Annotated in this window: 14 protein-coding genes; 7 read left to right on the forward strand and 7 right to left on the reverse strand. The window is 35.0% G+C overall.

Translation table 11 applies throughout. From position 1 onward, the window contains the following. The first annotated feature begins 8 nt into the window (after positions 1-8). Complete coding sequence (locus tag DWB61_RS11790) at positions 9-1,037, forward strand: substrate import-associated zinc metallohydrolase lipoprotein (protein WP_125031111.1); 1,029 nt, start codon at positions 9-11, stop codon at positions 1,035-1,037. Between the two features lie 2 nt (positions 1,038-1,039). Next, positions 1,040-2,431 carry a DUF4302 domain-containing protein gene (locus tag DWB61_RS11795; protein WP_125031112.1) on the forward strand — a complete coding sequence of 464 codons (1,392 nt, stop codon included), beginning with the start codon at positions 1,040-1,042 and terminating at the stop codon, positions 2,429-2,431. Positions 2,432-2,526: 95 nt separating this feature from the next. On the opposite strand, the gene DWB61_RS11800 is transcribed toward DWB61_RS11795, so the two are convergent. From DWB61_RS11800 to DWB61_RS11815, 4 genes are all read right to left on the reverse strand, one after another. Further along, positions 2,527-3,513: a LuxE/PaaK family acyltransferase gene (locus tag DWB61_RS11800; RefSeq protein WP_125031113.1), complete on the reverse strand. Its 987-nt coding sequence runs from the start codon at positions 3,511-3,513 to the stop codon at positions 2,527-2,529. Between the two features lie 232 nt (positions 3,514-3,745). Beyond that, positions 3,746-4,933, reverse strand: a complete 1,188-nt coding sequence (locus tag DWB61_RS11805; RefSeq protein ID WP_125031114.1) for a phosphoglycerate kinase — start codon at positions 4,931-4,933, stop codon at positions 3,746-3,748. Between the two features lie 180 nt (positions 4,934-5,113). After that, the gene (locus tag DWB61_RS11810; protein ID WP_125031115.1) at positions 5,114-6,238 is read right to left on the reverse strand and encodes a DNA alkylation repair protein; all 1,125 of its coding nucleotides are present in this window, start codon (positions 6,236-6,238) and stop codon (positions 5,114-5,116) included. Positions 6,239-6,249: 11 nt separating this feature from the next. Beyond that, the gene (locus tag DWB61_RS11815) at positions 6,250-7,410 is read right to left on the reverse strand and encodes a Fic family protein (RefSeq protein WP_125031116.1); all 1,161 of its coding nucleotides are present in this window, start codon (positions 7,408-7,410) and stop codon (positions 6,250-6,252) included. 218 nt (positions 7,411-7,628) lie between these two features. Here DWB61_RS11815 and DWB61_RS11820 point away from each other — a divergent pair, with 218 nt between their 5' ends. Beyond that, complete coding sequence (locus DWB61_RS11820; protein ID WP_125031117.1) at positions 7,629-8,924, forward strand: OmpP1/FadL family transporter; 1,296 nt, start codon at positions 7,629-7,631, stop codon at positions 8,922-8,924. Between the two features lie 71 nt (positions 8,925-8,995). Here the strand turns inward: DWB61_RS11820 and DWB61_RS11825 are convergent, their stop codons facing one another. From DWB61_RS11825 to DWB61_RS11835, 3 genes are all read right to left on the reverse strand, one after another. Next, entirely contained in the window at positions 8,996-9,820 is an 825-nt protein-coding gene (locus tag DWB61_RS11825; protein ID WP_125031118.1) for an HAD family hydrolase, read from the reverse strand. 135 nt (positions 9,821-9,955) lie between these two features. Beyond that, positions 9,956-11,791 carry a glutamine--fructose-6-phosphate transaminase (isomerizing) gene (gene glmS / locus DWB61_RS11830; RefSeq protein WP_125031119.1) on the reverse strand — a complete coding sequence of 612 codons (1,836 nt, stop codon included), beginning with the start codon at positions 11,789-11,791 and terminating at the stop codon, positions 9,956-9,958. 227 nt (positions 11,792-12,018) lie between these two features. Beyond that, positions 12,019-12,828, reverse strand: a complete 810-nt coding sequence (locus DWB61_RS11835; protein WP_125031120.1) for a glycogen/starch synthase — start codon at positions 12,826-12,828, stop codon at positions 12,019-12,021. A gap of 313 nt (positions 12,829-13,141) precedes the next feature. Here DWB61_RS11835 and panC point away from each other — a divergent pair, with 313 nt between their 5' ends. From panC to radA, 4 genes are all read left to right on the forward strand, one after another. Further along, positions 13,142-13,981: a pantoate--beta-alanine ligase gene (gene panC / locus DWB61_RS11840; RefSeq protein ID WP_125031121.1), complete on the forward strand. Its 840-nt coding sequence runs from the start codon at positions 13,142-13,144 to the stop codon at positions 13,979-13,981. 18 nt (positions 13,982-13,999) lie between these two features. Continuing rightward, complete coding sequence (panD, locus tag DWB61_RS11845; protein ID WP_125031122.1) at positions 14,000-14,350, forward strand: aspartate 1-decarboxylase; 351 nt, start codon at positions 14,000-14,002, stop codon at positions 14,348-14,350. A 141-nt stretch (positions 14,351-14,491) separates the two neighbouring features. Then, entirely contained in the window at positions 14,492-14,989 is a 498-nt protein-coding gene (gene rfaE2, locus DWB61_RS11850) for a D-glycero-beta-D-manno-heptose 1-phosphate adenylyltransferase (protein WP_125031123.1), read from the forward strand. A 127-nt stretch (positions 14,990-15,116) separates the two neighbouring features. Beyond that, positions 15,117-16,487 (forward strand): DNA repair protein RadA, encoded by a 1,371-nt coding sequence (gene radA, locus DWB61_RS11855; protein ID WP_125031124.1) that lies wholly within the window; start codon positions 15,117-15,119, stop codon positions 16,485-16,487. Positions 16,488-16,540: the final 53 nt, after the last annotated feature.

Raw genomic sequence — 16,540 nt, forward strand, 5'->3', positions numbered from 1 at the left:
AATACATTATGAGAAAAATATATTATTTACTGGCTATCAGTCTTATAGTTCTTGGCTTTTCATCCTGTGATGAAGAAGCTGATCTTTCTGATATTTCAGTACTTTCAGTAGAAGAAAGCAATCAAGATGATCTTGATAAATGGATCATAGATAATTATACAACCCCTTATAACATTGAAGTTAAATGGCGTTGGGATGATAATGAAGTCGCTAATGATTTCTGGGTAACACCTCCACAAAAAAAGCAGGCTCAAGAATTTTTAGAAGCCATGTTGGAAATCTGGATCAAACCTTATAAAGAAGAAACTGCAGGCAACCCTTTCCTAGAGACTTTTATACCTAAAATTATAGTATTAGTAGGCACCCCTCAATACAATAAAGATGGGACAATAACACTTGGTTTAGCTGAAGGAGGAAGAAAAGTAACTGTATTTGATATTGATAAGTTTGATATCACTGACAGATCTTCAGTTATTAGAGCATTTCATACTATGCACCATGAATTTGCTCACGTATTGCATCAAACAACATTCTATTCCTTAGATTTTAAGAGTATAACTAAAGGTGATTATACAGGAAACTGGAAAGATGTAAATGTGTCGGATGCTAATCTGAAAGGGTATATCACATCATACTCGATGCTAAACGAGAATGAAGATTTTGTAGAGTTAGTTGCTGCCATTTTAACAACCGTTGATAATAGCAATACGCCAATAGAATATACCGTTCCTGAAAAAGATGCAAATGGTCTAATTATAAAAGCTTTAAGCGCTTGGACTAAAAAGGAATATATTAAGGTTACAACAATAACGATGACTGCATGGGAGTATCGACTGTATATGCTGGGAATAACCTACAACGCGACTGCTGACTTAAAGTATACACAAGTAGCAGGCTCACCTGAAGGTCTTGACAAAATCAACCGTAAACTTCAGATAGTGACCAATTATTTTAAAACAGTTTGGGGGGTAGATCTTTTTAGCTTACAAAAGCGAATTGACTCAGCAACTGAAGCCTTAATCGTTAAGAACAAATAACTATGAGAAAGATATTATTTTTATTAATCGCAGTTATATCATTTATATCCTGCAATGATGATGATTTCGAAAGTGTGTTTGAGAAATCGCCAGAAGAAAGAATTGCCGAAGCAAATAAGAAATACAAAGATCTTCTAACCTCTTCGGAATTTGGGTGGGAAACGAATTATTTTGCGGTAAGTGAAAGCTCTATGCAAGGCTCTACGATGATCATGAAGTTTAATGCTGATGGTCAAGTAAGTATTCTTGGCGATCACACAAAAATCCGTGAAACATCTGAATACATAATTCATCAAGAAGCTTCCACTCAAATAAAGTTTTCAACTTATAATAAAAACCTAACATGGTTAGCGACTCCCGACAGATACAATCCTGAAGGTATGGGTGGTGAAATAGAATTTGTTTTTATAAGTTCAACTGAGGATGAAATTATAATGGAGGGTAAAGTAAATAAAGGAAAACTTATCTTCAAGAAAACAAACAGAACTGAATTGCCATTCTGGAATTTTCAAGCCATAAAAGATCAACTATTAGCTTTAAAATCAAACGGTTTTATGGCATTTCAAATTGAAGGAGATTCAAAGAATAAATATGGCTTCGAATTCGATGCTTCTAATAATAATGCCAGTATTAGTTATAATGCAGATGAACAATTATTTAAAGAAGAAAGAGCTGTTATTTTCACGACAGAAGGTTTGATTTTTAATGAACCTCTTATCCTTAACGGAAAAGAAGTTAGTTCTTTATCTTACACTGGAGAAATTGAAAAAGTAGAAGTTGCTCCTAATAGTGGTGATAAAGAATACAATATTAAAACGGCAGGCGATTTCATCTACAAAGATTCTAACATCGAATTAAAGATAGTGAATGTACCAGTTCCTGTATTCTATACTCCTGGTATCATTGAAAAATTTGAGAAAAATGAATATGCTCGAATTTATTTTAGTCGAGAAGCATTCTCGGGGTATATGACAGCAATCAAATCTGAAGTCACATCATTTAATCGAATGTTTCTGTTAAATAACTATGATGATGGTACAATTGTTGGTCCTGGTTTAAATATCACATTTAAAAATGGTAACCAAGCTGTTATCAATTACGAGATGATCAAAAAAGGTTCTGGTGTTGTTCAATTTATATTTGGTGAAACACAAATTGTAGTTAATTCTGATTTAGTTGATAATCCAGATACAGAGATTAATGAAATTGAGGTTGAGCGCGAAGCTGTTTTGTCCAATCTACAAAACAGCCCAGGATTACAAAATTATATAGCAGAAATGTCTAAGGAATCGGGCTATTTAGTTTATCAAAAACCATTTATGTTTGGTGCTTCTATCTTTGATTTTGTTTCAGTAGATAATCCATTGAACTCATTTGGAGCTCTGGGATATTAGATCTCTAAACTGAATTTCATTAATTCTAGTATAGTTGTTAAACAAAAGGAGCTTACTGTAGTTTGTAAGCTCCTTTATTTGTATCTATATTTTTACTATTCACTCACCAATAAATTACACCCTCTTATATCAGAGTTGTCAAATCGACCAAGGATTTCAAATTTACCATCAGCGTAAATCTTTCCTAAATCTTGTGTTTCGATAAAAGAACAGGAATACAAATTGGCCAAGTCGATAACGTTGACACCACCACTTCGTCCCGTTTTTTCATAGGAAAATGGATCATAGGCATCGCGAATCAGGATTTTCATCCAGGCAGGTGTTTTAAAAAGACTATCTCCTTTACTATAGCCTTGCGACAAAAGCTCAGTCATGCCATATTCTGAATGGATTTTTTTTACGCCCAAACGTGAGGTGAAAATAGCGTGTAATTCTTCGCGGGTGATTTCCTTACGTCGACCTTTCATGCCACCCGTTTCCATCACAATAACATCGCCCAAGTCGAGCTGATGATTTTCGGCAAGCTCAAGTAGTGCAAAACTAACCCCCAACAACAAAACCTTTTGATTTTGAGATTTCAATTCGTCCAAATTTGCAATTAGTTCCTCATGGTTATTCAAATAGAATCCTGATTTCGGATGGCCGCTATCCTTAATCAACTTCTCCATCATATAAATCAATGAAGAGCCTTCACGCTCAAGATAAGATGGAAGTAGAGCTAGAATACAATAATCATTGACAGGGCCGTAAAAAGCCTCAAATCCTTTTGTAAAGCTATCCTCATAAATTTCTAGATCTGGCACATAATGACGAGAGGTTAAGTTACCTGTTGTCCCACTGCTGGTAAAAATAGCTTTAGCCTCATCCGTAGAGGATGTTACCTTATGTGATTTGAAAAATTCGATAGGCAAAAAAGGTATTTTTTCTAAACAATCCACAGAGTTCACATCAATATTCAATAGTTCAATATACCGAGCATAAACAGGATTGTTGACCACTTGAAATTGGAAAACTGCAAGAGCTATTTGTCTGAATTCTTCTTCGGACTGTATGTTGAATATTTTATGCTTCAAATCTATCATAACAAATCTCATTATAATTTTGGAAAATTAACCTTCCAAGAGTACTTAATTAATACAATGCACACTTAGGAAAAAATTATCACTGCAAAGATACTTGATTCTTTAATGATAATGAATCAAGTGTTGGATCATAAAAAAACCATGAATTTACAAATTATAAAATTTGTGAATTCATGGTTATGTCTTAAGAATCGATCTGAAAACAATCTCAAATCATAATTCAAAATCTATATTATTCTTTAATAGCTTTCACACCTGGTAGTTCTTTACCTTCGATGTACTCTAGAAGAGCTCCACCACCAGTTGAAACGTAGCTTACTTTATCAGCTAAACCATATTTGTTGATTGCTGCAACTGAATCACCTCCTCCAATTAATGAGAAAGCACCTTTTTCAGTAGCTGTTACAATGGCATCAGCAATAGCTTTAGTTCCTTTAGCGAAAGTATCCATTTCGAATACACCTACAGGACCATTCCACAGAATTGTTTTAGATTCTTCGATTACTTTTTTGAAGCTCTCGATAGTTGCATCAGCAACATCTAATCCCATCCATCCTTCAGGAATTGCGTTAACATCGCAAATTTGAGTGTTGGCATCATTAGAGAAATCATCAGCAATTAAAGCATCAGAAGCAAGGTGAAGTTTCACATTATTTTCTTTAGCTTTCTGAAGAATCTCTCTTGCAGTTTCCAATTTATCGTCTTCAACCAATGAGTTTCCAATTGTTCCACCCATAGCTTTCACGAAAGTGTAAGTCATACCACCACCAATAATCAAGTGATCAACCTGTGACATTAAAGTTTGGATGATTTCAATTTTAGAAGAAACTTTAGCACCACCCATAATCGCAGTTAATGGACGTTTGGTATCTTTCAATACCTTATCAACACTTGATAATTCACCTTCCATTACATATCCAAACATTTTAGCTTCTGGGAAAAATTTAGCAATCACTGCAGTAGAAGCGTGTGCACGGTGAGCTGTACCGAAAGCATCGTTGATCCAAAGATCAGCTAAATCAGCCAATTTCTTTGCAAACGCTTCGTCACCTTTTTTCTCCTCATCGTAATAACGAAGATTTTCAAGTAAAAGAACTTCACCGGGCTTCAATTCTGCAGCTAATGTTTTTGCACTTTCACCAATACAATCATCAGCAAACTTTACTTCAACACCAATCGATTTAGACAAGTGAGCAACAATGTGCTTTAACGAAAATTTCTCATCTTTTCCTTTTGGACGACCAAGGTGAGACATCAAAATACATGAACCATTACCCTCTAATACTTTCTTGATAGTAGGCAATGCTGCACGAATACGAGTATCATCAGTAATTTCGAATTGCTCGTTCAAAGGCACATTAAAGTCTACACGGATAATAGCCTTCTTATCTGAAAAATTGTATGAATCAATAGTTTGCATGATATAATTATATTTAGTTTTTTTTCTGCAAAACAAAGTTACATTATTATCTTTTCTGCAACAAAGAATGATTAATATATAAACTTAACTCTCTGTAAAAGAATTAAATAAAACTGCATTATGTATCATCCTGAAACGATTGCATAAAGTTCTCTTTTTTAGAATTTTAGTCCTAAAACGTCATTTTTTCAATTTAAATTCCAGCTTGGAATATCTTTTTCCATTAACCTGAATTTCTATTTCATGTAAGCCTTGATAATATTTACGAGTCGTGATGGCTTTAAAAGAGAGTTTCTTCTTTAAACTTAATTTCCCTTCTGCAGGCAATTTCTTCTTTGATAATTTAAAAACCTTGGGTGCCGTTTTTCCATTAGCTTTCATATAATGCACAACAAAATCAATCATCAAGTTCTGTTCTTTAGAAGCTTTGGAAACAAGATTAAAAGAAAACTCAATTTCTTCCCCCATTTTGCATTCCTCTTTGTTCAAAATCAGATTATCAACCGATATTTTAACATCTGATGGATATCCTAATAAATCGAGAGCTTCAGGCAAACCTTGCTTTAAAAGTGTTCGCGAAGCATGAGAAATGATCCACTGCGTCCCCTTATCATTAATAGTTTTCCATCTTTTCAGTGCTTTCAAAACCAATTGAGGATGATCTTTTGCAATATCGTTCAGATTATTGGCAACAGAACGTCTGACATAAAGCTCGGTATCTTGTTTTAACTCATCTAAAAGGTTCAAAACTGGCTTTGGATCATCTATAAACTCTCTAAGTACTGACGACCAGGGTAAGCGTGGACGTGTTTCTTCTGAAACCAATCTTCTAACATTTACATTTTCATCTGCTGTCCATTTATAAAGGTATTCGAAAGTCTGCTTAGGATATTTGCGAATAAAAGGTCGAATCGCATCTTCTGATGTAAAGCGCTTCGTAATTTCGATCAAAGCCTTCATTGAGAGTTCAAAATCCTTCTCTTCAAGACCATAAGTTGAAACATATTTAGCAATCGGCATAAAATAAAAACCCTCAAACCCAGTCATCTCACAAGTTTTTGAAAGCGGATCGAAAGAAGAGAGAAGTATATTTATAGCTTTATTGTACTCATCAGGTAAATATGTAAAAAGGGTTTCAAAAATTAAGTTTGACCGTTCCGATAAGCTTAAGGGGGGTAATTTGGGAACAATGTCCTTATAAAAAGAATCTTCATCAAATTCTGATGAAACAGCATTAATTCTTTGCCCCATACGAGCGACAAGATTCGGATTAAAAACATCCTTAAACAAAAAACCTTCTTCCATAATGTGTAGATTTACATTTCAAAAATGGCCAGATACTCCCACAAATAGAAAACTCTATTTCGTCTGGCTCCTGCCATCTCTTTTATAAAACCAACTTCTTCAAATTCTTTTACCAATTGATTAGCAGACTGGAAACTCAATTGCATTTCTTCCTTTATTTCATTGACAGAAAGATAGGGTTTTGAATAGAATATATGTAAAAGCTGCTTTGCAGAAGGATGTCTTTTCTTACCTAACTTCGTCTCAATTCTATCCTGATAGTTGTTCTTAAGATCTTGCAATTCCTCAAGTTTCTCAATACAAAATGTAGCCGTTTCATTCATGCCTGTAATAAAAAATCGAATCCATTGCTCTACATCATTCTTCGATCGAATTAGGTTTAATCGATGATAATATTCCAATCGATTCTTTTCAAAAAACGCTGAAAGACAAAAAATAGGTTTTTCGATAAATTTCAAGCTTAATAATTCTAATAATATCAATGTACGAGCCGTACGGCCGTTACCATCAAGAAAAGGCAGAATTGTCTCAAACTGACACAGGGAAATTGCCATTTTTATAAGATAAGGAAGCTCTAAACTCTCGTTGCGCCAAAACCACTTCGCATCATTAATCAGAATCTTTAAATCATATTTACTTGGAGGTGTATATTTCGAGCCAGATGATTCTTGATGTTTATTGTCCTTAGCATTAAATTTCATACGAAGCTTACCCGCCGTTTCTTCTTCTTTTGGTAGATCGGCATAAAGCATACGATGTGTTTCCTTTATCATATGAAGCGTTAATGGAAATTTTTCAAGTTCCTTAACAGCCCAATCTATTGAGTTGATATAATTTGTAACCTGCTTATGGGCAATTAAACTCCGGTAACCTTTGGAAGCAGAAGGTAAAAAAGCCTGAGTCATATTCGAACGAATCCCCTCCATCATATTCGAAGCCGTAACTTCTATGGCGGTAAACATAGGAAGGTGAATATCAATATCCTTAAAAAATCTACAATAAGCGTTTAACTCTCCAAGTCGATGCATACAAGATTCAAGCATAATATTAATCTGCTTATCCTGCCATTCGAAAGAACGGTTAATCAAGAATGAAGAAGTACTCTTGTAGCCTTCACGATGACTTTGATTAATAAAATCCCCCTTGTTTCTCATATTAAGCTTTACGTTCATAAAGTTGAATAAATTCCTCTTATTTAGGTAAAAATATAAATAATTTAATAAGATATAAACATCTGATTTAATACAAATATATTTCTTTAAAATTATGATCCACTGTAAGTGTCATAAAATCAGGGCTTCCATAAAGTGAACAGCTATTATAACTACTAAATATTCTTTCGAAAATTAGATTAAGTCTATATTGGCCGCGAATTTTAAAACTTCAATCTATGTTAAGAAAAATCTATTTAGCGATAGCTCTTATTGCTTTCACTTATAGCGTAAAAGCAGAAGGCTATGCCGTAAATGTTCAAGGCGCAAAACAAACTGGTATGGGACACGTTGGTGTGGCCATCAATTGGGATGCCAGTAGTATGCAATTTAACCCTGGTGCACTTGCAACTCTAGATGCAAAGTACTCTCTATCTATGGGTGGTAGTTTGGTATGGTCAAACACAGAATATACCAACCTTTCAAGCTCTGCATTAAATACGGAGACTGATAACCCAATCGCAACACCATTCTATTTATATGGATCAGCAAAATTAACTGATAAACTTGCTGTTGGTTTAGCTGTTTACACACCATTTGGTAGCTCTAATATATGGGGAGACACTTGGGCTGGTAAATATTTGATTCAGGAAATTACAATGAAATCAATTTACATTCAGCCAACTGTTTCATATCAAGTAAACGACTGGATGTCTGTAGGAGCTGGCTTAAACATCGTTTATGGTGACTTCAAATTAAATAAAGCATTTCCTATTTTACCAAACCCTACTCTTCCACCATCAGCAACAAATCCAATTATTGCAGATGGAGGTGCTGAATTATCAGGAAATACAATTAAGTATGGCTACAACCTAGGTGTTTTTTTACAACCTACTGAGAAACTAAATATAGGTATCTCATATCGTTCAAAAGTTGATATTGAATTGGATGATAGTGAAGGTGAAGGAACTTTTTCATTCCCATCTACAGTTCCTCCAGCATTAGTTGCTGGTTATAAAGCAGGTGGTGTAACAGATGGTACATTTACTGCAACATTACCATTACCTGCTAGCTTAAATGTTGGTTTTGCTTATCAAATTGATGAAAAATGGTTGGTTTCAGCTGATGTTAATTTCGTTGAATGGTCAGTTTATAAAAATCTTGAGTTCGTTTCAAAAGACGCTGCCGCTCTTAATTCTTTAAATAAAAGAGATTGGGATAATTCTATGACTTATAGAATTGGTGCTCAATATTCAGCTAATGAAAAATTAGATTTACGTGCCGGTTTCTATTATGACGAGACTCCTACTAATGATAAGTTTTACGCTCCTGAGACACCTGGTGCTGATAAGATTGGAATCACCGGTGGTTTCTCATATTTACTAAACGAGAAATTTAGTATTGATGCGGCTTTCATCTACTCAAAAGGTGAAAAGATAGAAGCTTATGATACAAATACAAGATCGCAAGGTTTTGGTGGAGAATATCAAAACACAGCGTTTATCCCAAGTGTTGGTATTACATACAACTTCTAGAAAAATTAATATCTAATAAAAAGAGCTGCCCTTCGGTAGCTCTTTTTTTACGCTTTATTTTCTTGCTTCACTCAATTAAGAATCTTCTTAATTGCTACAGAGAAACCACTATCGTCAACACTTTTAGTATTCTCGTAGGTATCTTTTAATTCTTTTGGAGCATTTGATACAACAAAAGGATACTTCCCCCACTCCAATAGATCAAGGTCGTTATAATCGTTCCCTATAACTATGGACAGATCAGTATCCACATTTAGATACTGACAAAGCCATTCTGCGCCGTAAGCTTTTGAGATGTGCAGAGGAAATATCTCCATCCAAATCGATTCGTGATCTAAGGGAGAAGTGGCTCTAATGATTTTCACGTTCTCGAATTTTGCCTTTAATTCATTAAATCCATTAACACAACTGGAAAGGATAACCAATAATTGGCAGGCTTCGCGCCTGGTATCCTCTGCATGACCAATAGGGCTTGCAAATGGCTTGTATAAACTTAATCGTCTATCAAAATCAGGATTTGATTTCCCGGATCTATAATAGGCAAATTGATGATTATTGGGAATGGGGTCTAAAATCATGAAATCAGTCTCCAGTTTAATCAACTCGGAAGAAAGCTCAAATACGATATCTGAATCAAGATGCTGGGAAAAGATAAGCTCTCTTTTCTGCCAGTCAAAAATCCCCGCTCCTGAAGCAAATATTAAATAATCAATGGGAAAATCATCAGGCAAAACTGATAAGGCTGAATAAAGATTTCGTCCTGTGGCTATTACTCTAACAATCTCCTCTTCTTTAAGTTTATATAGGCTTTTAATATCACGATCACTCACTTCTCCCTGAGCAGGTAAAAGCGTACCATCCAAATCGCTAATTACAATTTTAATCTTTTTGTCCATATTAACACTTATACTTAGAGATAGAAACCCAAGATAAAGAAAATGTTTGGCTATTTTGAAGAGTCTATTGAAAGTCTACCAGTAAAAAAGCGATGCTTCTTAGCATCGCTTTAAATATATCTGTATCTAATTATATTATTCTACAGTAACTGATTTTGCCAAATTTCTTGGTTGATCAACATTACATCCTCTAAGAACAGCAATATAATATGAAATCAACTGGAATGGAATAACAGTTAATAGTGGAGCTAAAGCCTCAAGGGTTTCAGGAATTTCAATCACATGATCGGCCATTCCTTTAATTATTGTATCACCTTCGGTAACAATTGCAATTACATGTCCTTTTCGAGCTTTTACTTCTTGAATATTACTTACAATTTTCTCGTAAGACTTATCCTTAGTAGCTGCTACAAAAACAGGCATTTGCTCATCAATTAGTGCAATAGGTCCATGTTTCATTTCAGCTGCTGGATATCCTTCAGCATGAATGTAAGAAATCTCTTTCAACTTAAGAGCACCTTCCAATGCTACTGGGAAAAGATAGCCTCGTCCTAAATATAAAGCATTAGTTGAGTCTACATATTTAGCTGAAAGTTCTTTTATTGCCTCACTCTTATCCAAAATGCTTTGAATCTTCTCTGGTAAACAAGATAGCTCATCAATATGCTTCTCATATTCTTCCTTCGAAAGCGTTCCTTTTCTGTAACCTACCAACATGGCCATCATAGTCAGAACAGTTACCTGAGCGGTAAATGCTTTAGTAGATGCTACCCCAATCTCTGGTCCTGCATGTGTGTAAACTCCAGCATCAGTGTTTCTAGGAATACTAGATCCAACGACATTACAAATGCCAATCACAGTAGCCCCAGCTTGCTTTGCCAAATTAATTGCTGCAAGTGTATCAGCTGTTTCACCACTCTGGCTAATTGCTAAAACGATATCATCCTTGTAAATCACAGGATTCCTATAACGGAATTCCGAAGCATATTCAACTTCAACAGGGACTCTGGCAAATTCTTCGAACAGGTATTCACCTACCATTCCAGCATGCCATGAAGTACCACATCCAATGATAAGAATTCGTCTAGCTTCAACTAACTTAGGAATGACGTCGTTAATACCTCCTAAGAAAATTTCTTTAGATGCTGGTACAACTCGACCACGGAATGTATCTTTAATAGATTGAGTTTGTTCGAAGATTTCCTTTAACATGAAATGCTCGTACCCATTCTTCTCAATTTGTTCAATATCCAAATCCAACTCTTGGATATGGGGCGTTAACTTATCATTGTGAATCGTTTTTAAAGTCAATTCATCACGACTGATGATAGCAACATCATCATCATTTAAGTAAATAACACTCTGAGTATATTCAATAATTGGAGTCGCATCAGAAGCTAAAAAATATTCATCTTTTCCTACTCCAATAACGAGAGGACTACCTTTACGTGCAGCAACTAATTGATTAGGCTCATCTTCACAAATAACAACTAAGCCATATGCTCCAACGACCTTAGAAAGAGCTAAACGTACAGCCATTTCAGCAGTTACATTTCCTTTCAGATAGATATATTCAATAAGATTTGCTAATACTTCTGTATCCGTCTCACTTGAAAATTTATAACCTCTACGAATAAGCTTTTCTCTTAAGGGAGAGTAATTTTCAATAATACCATTGTGAATAATTGTAAACTTATTGTTCATAGAACAATGAGGATGGGCATTCACATCATTGGGCTCACCATGCGTAGCCCAACGCGTATGTCCTATACCAATATGTCCAGAAATATCAAGACCCGATACATGATTCTCTAAATCTTGCACTTTACCTTTACATTTAAAAACACGAGTCTCATCAGTACGTAAAGCAATTCCTGCAGAATCGTAACCTCTATACTCAAGTCTTTTTAATCCATTTATTAGAATAGGATAGGCATCCCTTTTTCCAATATATCCAACTATTCCACACATAGTAAAATATTTTTTAAGGTTCCAATTTTAGGACGAAAGTCCCCATTTCTTTTATCAATTAATCTGAAACAAAAAGGAATAAAGAATCCTTTGCTTCAGCGAATAATCATAATTTCATTCAAATATACTCGAAGGATTCTATACAAACAAAAAAATAATGGCAAGAAAAAAAGGTGAGTAAAAAACAAACGTTTTAAACTCACCTTTATGTTTTCTAAATAGGTTATCTATTCGCTAACCAAACTATCGTATAAATCAGAGTAAGCTTGAATATACTCTTCTCCATTCTTATATTCCATGAACGTTTTTCCTGAGGCTTTAGCATATGAAAGTAAATCCTCATTAATAGATGGACTTCCCATAATAACTGCATCAGACCAATCAATAGCCAATTTATTTATTGCCAGATAATCGGCATTTTCAAGGATCTTCACATCATCTGAGTTAACACCTTCAATCAATGATTTTTCAGCAAAATCCTTACTGAATGTTGTTGAAAACTCGTCATCGTACATCGAAAATACAACTTTGGTCTCAGTAAATAACGGATCTTCGTTAAATGCTTTCTTAAGGTATAGAGGTAAAAGTCCGGTGAACCAACCTTGACAATGAACAACATCTGGAGCCCAACGTAATTTCTTAACCGTCTCTAATACTCCACGAGCAAAAAAGATAGCTCTTTCGTCGTTATCAGCAAAAGCCTGACCATCATCTTCTAATAATACTTTCTTGCGGTGAAAATAATCGTCGTTATCAATAAAATAAACTTGCATTCTTGCAGCTTGAATTGAAGCTACTTTAATTATCAATGGGTGATCGGTATCGTCAATAATAAGATTCATACCTGATAAACGAATAACTTCGTGTAGCTGATTTCTTCTTTCGTTGATACAACCGTATCGTGGCATGAATGTTCTGATTTCTTTTCCTTTCTCTTGGATTCCTTGTGGTAAATATCTACCGACTTTAGACATCTCAGATTCAGGGAGGTAAGGCATGATTTCTTGTGATACAAACAGTACTTTTGTCTTTTCCATGTGATCGCTAATATTGTAATACAGATTATCCGTGCAAAATTAAGAAAATAATTTGTAATACGTCTACTTAAGCTGATCTAAAACAACTAGTGTACAATTAAATGACCTATTAGTGAATTTTGTGTTTATTAATTTTATTTATTTGCACTTTCATTCATTCAATACTTTTAAACAGTACTTGAATAGATAATAACGCGATAATCTAATAACTAGACTAATAACAAACTGTTATCATCTGCTTGTATTTTTTTTACAAAGACAAACAGCAAATAGCCGTTAATATTGCCTCAACAAGGCAAGAGAAATTATAATGATGCAAATAGTTAAATTAATTGCTGAAACACGATCAATCGTTGGTAAATACAAGGCCGATGGTAAACGTGTAGGTTTTGTACCTACTATGGGAGCTCTGCATGAAGGACACCTTTCATTAGTTGAACAATCAAAAAAGGAAAACGATATAACGGTTGTTAGTATTTTCGTAAATCCAACTCAGTTTAATAATCCTAATGATTTAAAGACTTATCCTAGGATTCTAGATCAGGATCTTGAATTATTATCTCGATTTCAACCCGATTTAGTTTTTATACCTGAAGTTGAAGAAGTTTATCCTGAACCAGATACACGTGTTTTCGACTTTGGAAGTCTTGAAAAGGTCATGGAGGGTAAGAATAGACCAGGTCATTTTAATGGGGTTGCTCAAGTTGTGAGCAAATTATTTGATTATATTAGTCCCAATAATGCCTATTTTGGCCAAAAAGATTTCCAACAAGTTGCTGTTATTAAGCAGATGACAAAAGACCTCGAACTAGACATAAATATAGTCGCATGTCCCATTATTAGAGAGTTAGATGGACTAGCAATGAGTTCTAGAAACATGCTTCTTTCAGAGGTGGAACGAAAAAATGCTGTGAAAATATCTGAAACTTTATTTAAAGCTTGTAACTTAGTGCCCGATTTTGGCGTATCCCAATTAAAAGACTGGGTTATTACCGAGATTAATAATAATGCTTATCTAGAAGTTGAATACTTTGAAATAGTAGATGATACAAGTCTTAAATCCATTGAAAAATGGGAAGATTCGAACAATCGAATTGCCTGTATTACTGTTCAAGTAGGAAAAGTTAGATTGATAGATAATATTTCTTTATAATATTTAGTTTTAAGCGACATGTATATTGAAGTTTGCAAATCGAAGATTCACAAAGCATCAGTAACCAGTGCGAATCTGCAGTACGTTGGATCGGTAACCATTGATGAAGATTTAATGGATGCAGCCAACCTTATTGAAAACGAAAAAGTGCAGATTGTTAACGTTAACAATGGTGAACGTCTGGAAACCTACGTTATTAGAGGTGAAAGAGGTTCTGGTACAATTTGTTTAAATGGTCCTGCTGCTCGTAAGTGTGCTGTTGGCGATGTTGTTATTATCATCTCCTATGCCTCAATGGAGTTTGAGGAAGCTAAAACTTGGGAACCTAGCCTGGTTTTCCCCGATACTGAAACCAATAAATTGATCTAACAAATCAGTTTAAAAATACACACAAGGCTGTTCGTTTAGAGCAGCCTTTTTTCTTTGGTAGCCATATCGAGAATGATTAACTTCCCCTGAATTTTTTAATTTAATATGAACTTTAGTGTTTATTCCACTCTAAATGAAATTATGACTAAGCTCGAAATCATCAAGAATAAAATATTTACCAATAAGGAATCAGCCTTTGCCACACTACAAACCTGGCGCTTTAAAGAAGAGAAGATTGTCTTCACTAATGGCTGTTTCGATATTGTACATCGTGGGCACTTGGAATATTTAGCCGAAGCTTCAAACCTGGGGCATAAGCTTGTGATGGGTTTAAATACCGATGCATCAGTTCAACGACTAAAAGGCCCAAACCGTCCTATTAACGATGAATACTCTCGCGCCTTACTACTCGCTTCACTTGGTTTTATCGACATGGTTGTATTTTTCGACGAAGAAACTCCATACGATTTAATAAAATTCATTCAGCCTGATATATTGGTAAAAGGCAGCGATTACAATGCTGAAGATATTGTGGGCTACGATATCGTAAAAGCAAAAGGAGGTGAAATTATTACTTTGGATTTTATCGAAGGATTTTCTTCAACGGGTATCATCAATAAAATTATCAACACCCACTAATCAATTTTTGATTTAAGATCTTAAATTTACGAATGAGGATAGGTGTAATCCACATTCTTTATACTTTGTTTACTTTATCCTTAAACCTTTAAGTTTTTCCCCTTTTCTACTTTAACTTTTATTAGCTATGCCTCCAAAAACAAAAACTGCTTTTTTCTGTCAGAACTGTGGTGTTGAGTCGCCCAAATGGGTTGGCAAATGTCCATCGTGTAGCGAATGGAATACCTTCGTCGAAGAGGTGATTGTAAAAACCAACAACAAACAAACCATTGGAAGCAATGGTAAAACGCCTAATAAACCTCAAAAGATATCGGAAATTGTAACCTCGGAAGAAACACGTTACGATACACAAAATGGGGAGTTGAATCGAGTATTGGGAGGTGGTTTAGTTCCAGGATCGATGGTTTTGATTGGTGGAGAACCAGGAATTGGTAAATCGACTTTAGCTTTACAAATTGCCTTGAATCTTAAGAATTACACCACGCTATATATTTCAGGAGAGGAAAGTGCGCAGCAAATTAAACTGCGAGGGAACCGACTTAATTCGGATAACGACAGATGCCTTATTGTGAGTGAAACCTCAATGGAAAATATTTTCTCTCACATTAAAAACACGAATCCTGATGTTTTAGTCATAGATTCCATTCAAACTCTGGGTACTCAATCTGTGGACTCAGCACCTGGATCGGTTTCTCAGATTAGAGAATGTACAGCTCAACTTTTACATTTTGCCAAAGAATCCTCAGTTGCTGTTCTATTAATTGGTCATATTACCAAGGAAGGTAGTTTAGCAGGTCCAAAAATTCTAGAGCACATTGTTGACACTGTTTTACAGTTTGAGGGAGACCAGAATCATATGTATCGTATTCTTCGTGCAACAAAGAACCGATTCGGATCGACTTCAGAAATGGGAATATACGAAATGCGAAGTGATGGTCTCAGAGAAGTTGATAATCCTTCGGAGTTGTTGCTTTCATCAAATGATGAGAGTTTAAGTGGCGTGGCAATTTCAGCCTCAATGGAAGGCATGCGACCTTTTCTGATTGAAGTGCAAGCTTTAGTTAGTACAGCTGCTTATGGTACACCACAACGATCTTCAACGGGTTTCGATTTACGACGCCTAAACATGTTGCTTGCTGTTCTTGAAAAGCGCGCTGGATTCCGCATTGGAACCAAAGATGTTTTCTTAAATATTGCAGGTGGTATCAAGGTTAGTGACCCTGCTATCGATTTAGCTGTGATTATTGCTGTTCTTTCATCGAGTATGGATATTTCACTTCCCAAAGAGGTTTGCTTTGCTGGTGAAATCGGACTCTCAAGCGAAATTCGACCTGTTAATCGAATTGACCAACGAATTTCTGAAGCTGAAAAACTGGGATTCAAGCACATTTTTATTCCAAAAAATAACTCGAAAGGTCTGGATACTTCAAAATTTAAAATCAAGATTCACTTCGTAAGTAAAGTTGGTCAAGTATTCCAAACCCTGTTTAAACAATAATTTTATTCATAGAAAAAGGCTTCGAGCATTATGCTCGAAGCCTTTTTTATATC

The sequence above is a fragment of the Ancylomarina euxina genome, from assembly GCF_003863355.1.
Classification (GTDB): Bacteria; Bacteroidota; Bacteroidia; order Bacteroidales; family Marinifilaceae; genus Ancylomarina; species Ancylomarina euxinus.

Excerpts from the sequence above, each read along its gene's own strand:
- DWB61_RS11790 (WP_125031111.1), top strand. The coding sequence starts at position 9 with ATGAGAAAAATATATTATTTACTGGCTATCAGTCTTATAGTTCTTGGC.
- DWB61_RS11795 (WP_125031112.1), top strand. The coding sequence starts at position 1,040 with ATGAGAAAGATATTATTTTTATTAATCGCAGTTATATCATTTATATCC.
- DWB61_RS11800 (WP_125031113.1), bottom strand. The coding sequence starts at position 3,513 with ATGATAGATTTGAAGCATAAAATATTCAACATACAGTCCGAAGAAGAA.
- DWB61_RS11805 (WP_125031114.1), bottom strand. The coding sequence starts at position 4,933 with ATGCAAACTATTGATTCATACAATTTTTCAGATAAGAAGGCTATTATC.
- DWB61_RS11810 (WP_125031115.1), bottom strand. The coding sequence starts at position 6,238 with ATGGAAGAAGGTTTTTTGTTTAAGGATGTTTTTAATCCGAATCTTGTC.
- DWB61_RS11815 (WP_125031116.1), bottom strand. The coding sequence starts at position 7,410 with ATGAACGTAAAGCTTAATATGAGAAACAAGGGGGATTTTATTAATCAA.
- DWB61_RS11820 (WP_125031117.1), top strand. The coding sequence starts at position 7,629 with ATGTTAAGAAAAATCTATTTAGCGATAGCTCTTATTGCTTTCACTTAT.
- DWB61_RS11825 (WP_125031118.1), bottom strand. The coding sequence starts at position 9,820 with ATGGACAAAAAGATTAAAATTGTAATTAGCGATTTGGATGGTACGCTT.
- glmS (WP_125031119.1), bottom strand. The coding sequence starts at position 11,791 with ATGTGTGGAATAGTTGGATATATTGGAAAAAGGGATGCCTATCCTATT.
- DWB61_RS11835 (WP_125031120.1), bottom strand. The coding sequence starts at position 12,828 with ATGGAAAAGACAAAAGTACTGTTTGTATCACAAGAAATCATGCCTTAC.
- panC (WP_125031121.1), top strand. The coding sequence starts at position 13,142 with ATGCAAATAGTTAAATTAATTGCTGAAACACGATCAATCGTTGGTAAA.
- panD (WP_125031122.1), top strand. The coding sequence starts at position 14,000 with ATGTATATTGAAGTTTGCAAATCGAAGATTCACAAAGCATCAGTAACC.
- rfaE2 (WP_125031123.1), top strand. The coding sequence starts at position 14,492 with ATGACTAAGCTCGAAATCATCAAGAATAAAATATTTACCAATAAGGAA.
- radA (WP_125031124.1), top strand. The coding sequence starts at position 15,117 with ATGCCTCCAAAAACAAAAACTGCTTTTTTCTGTCAGAACTGTGGTGTT.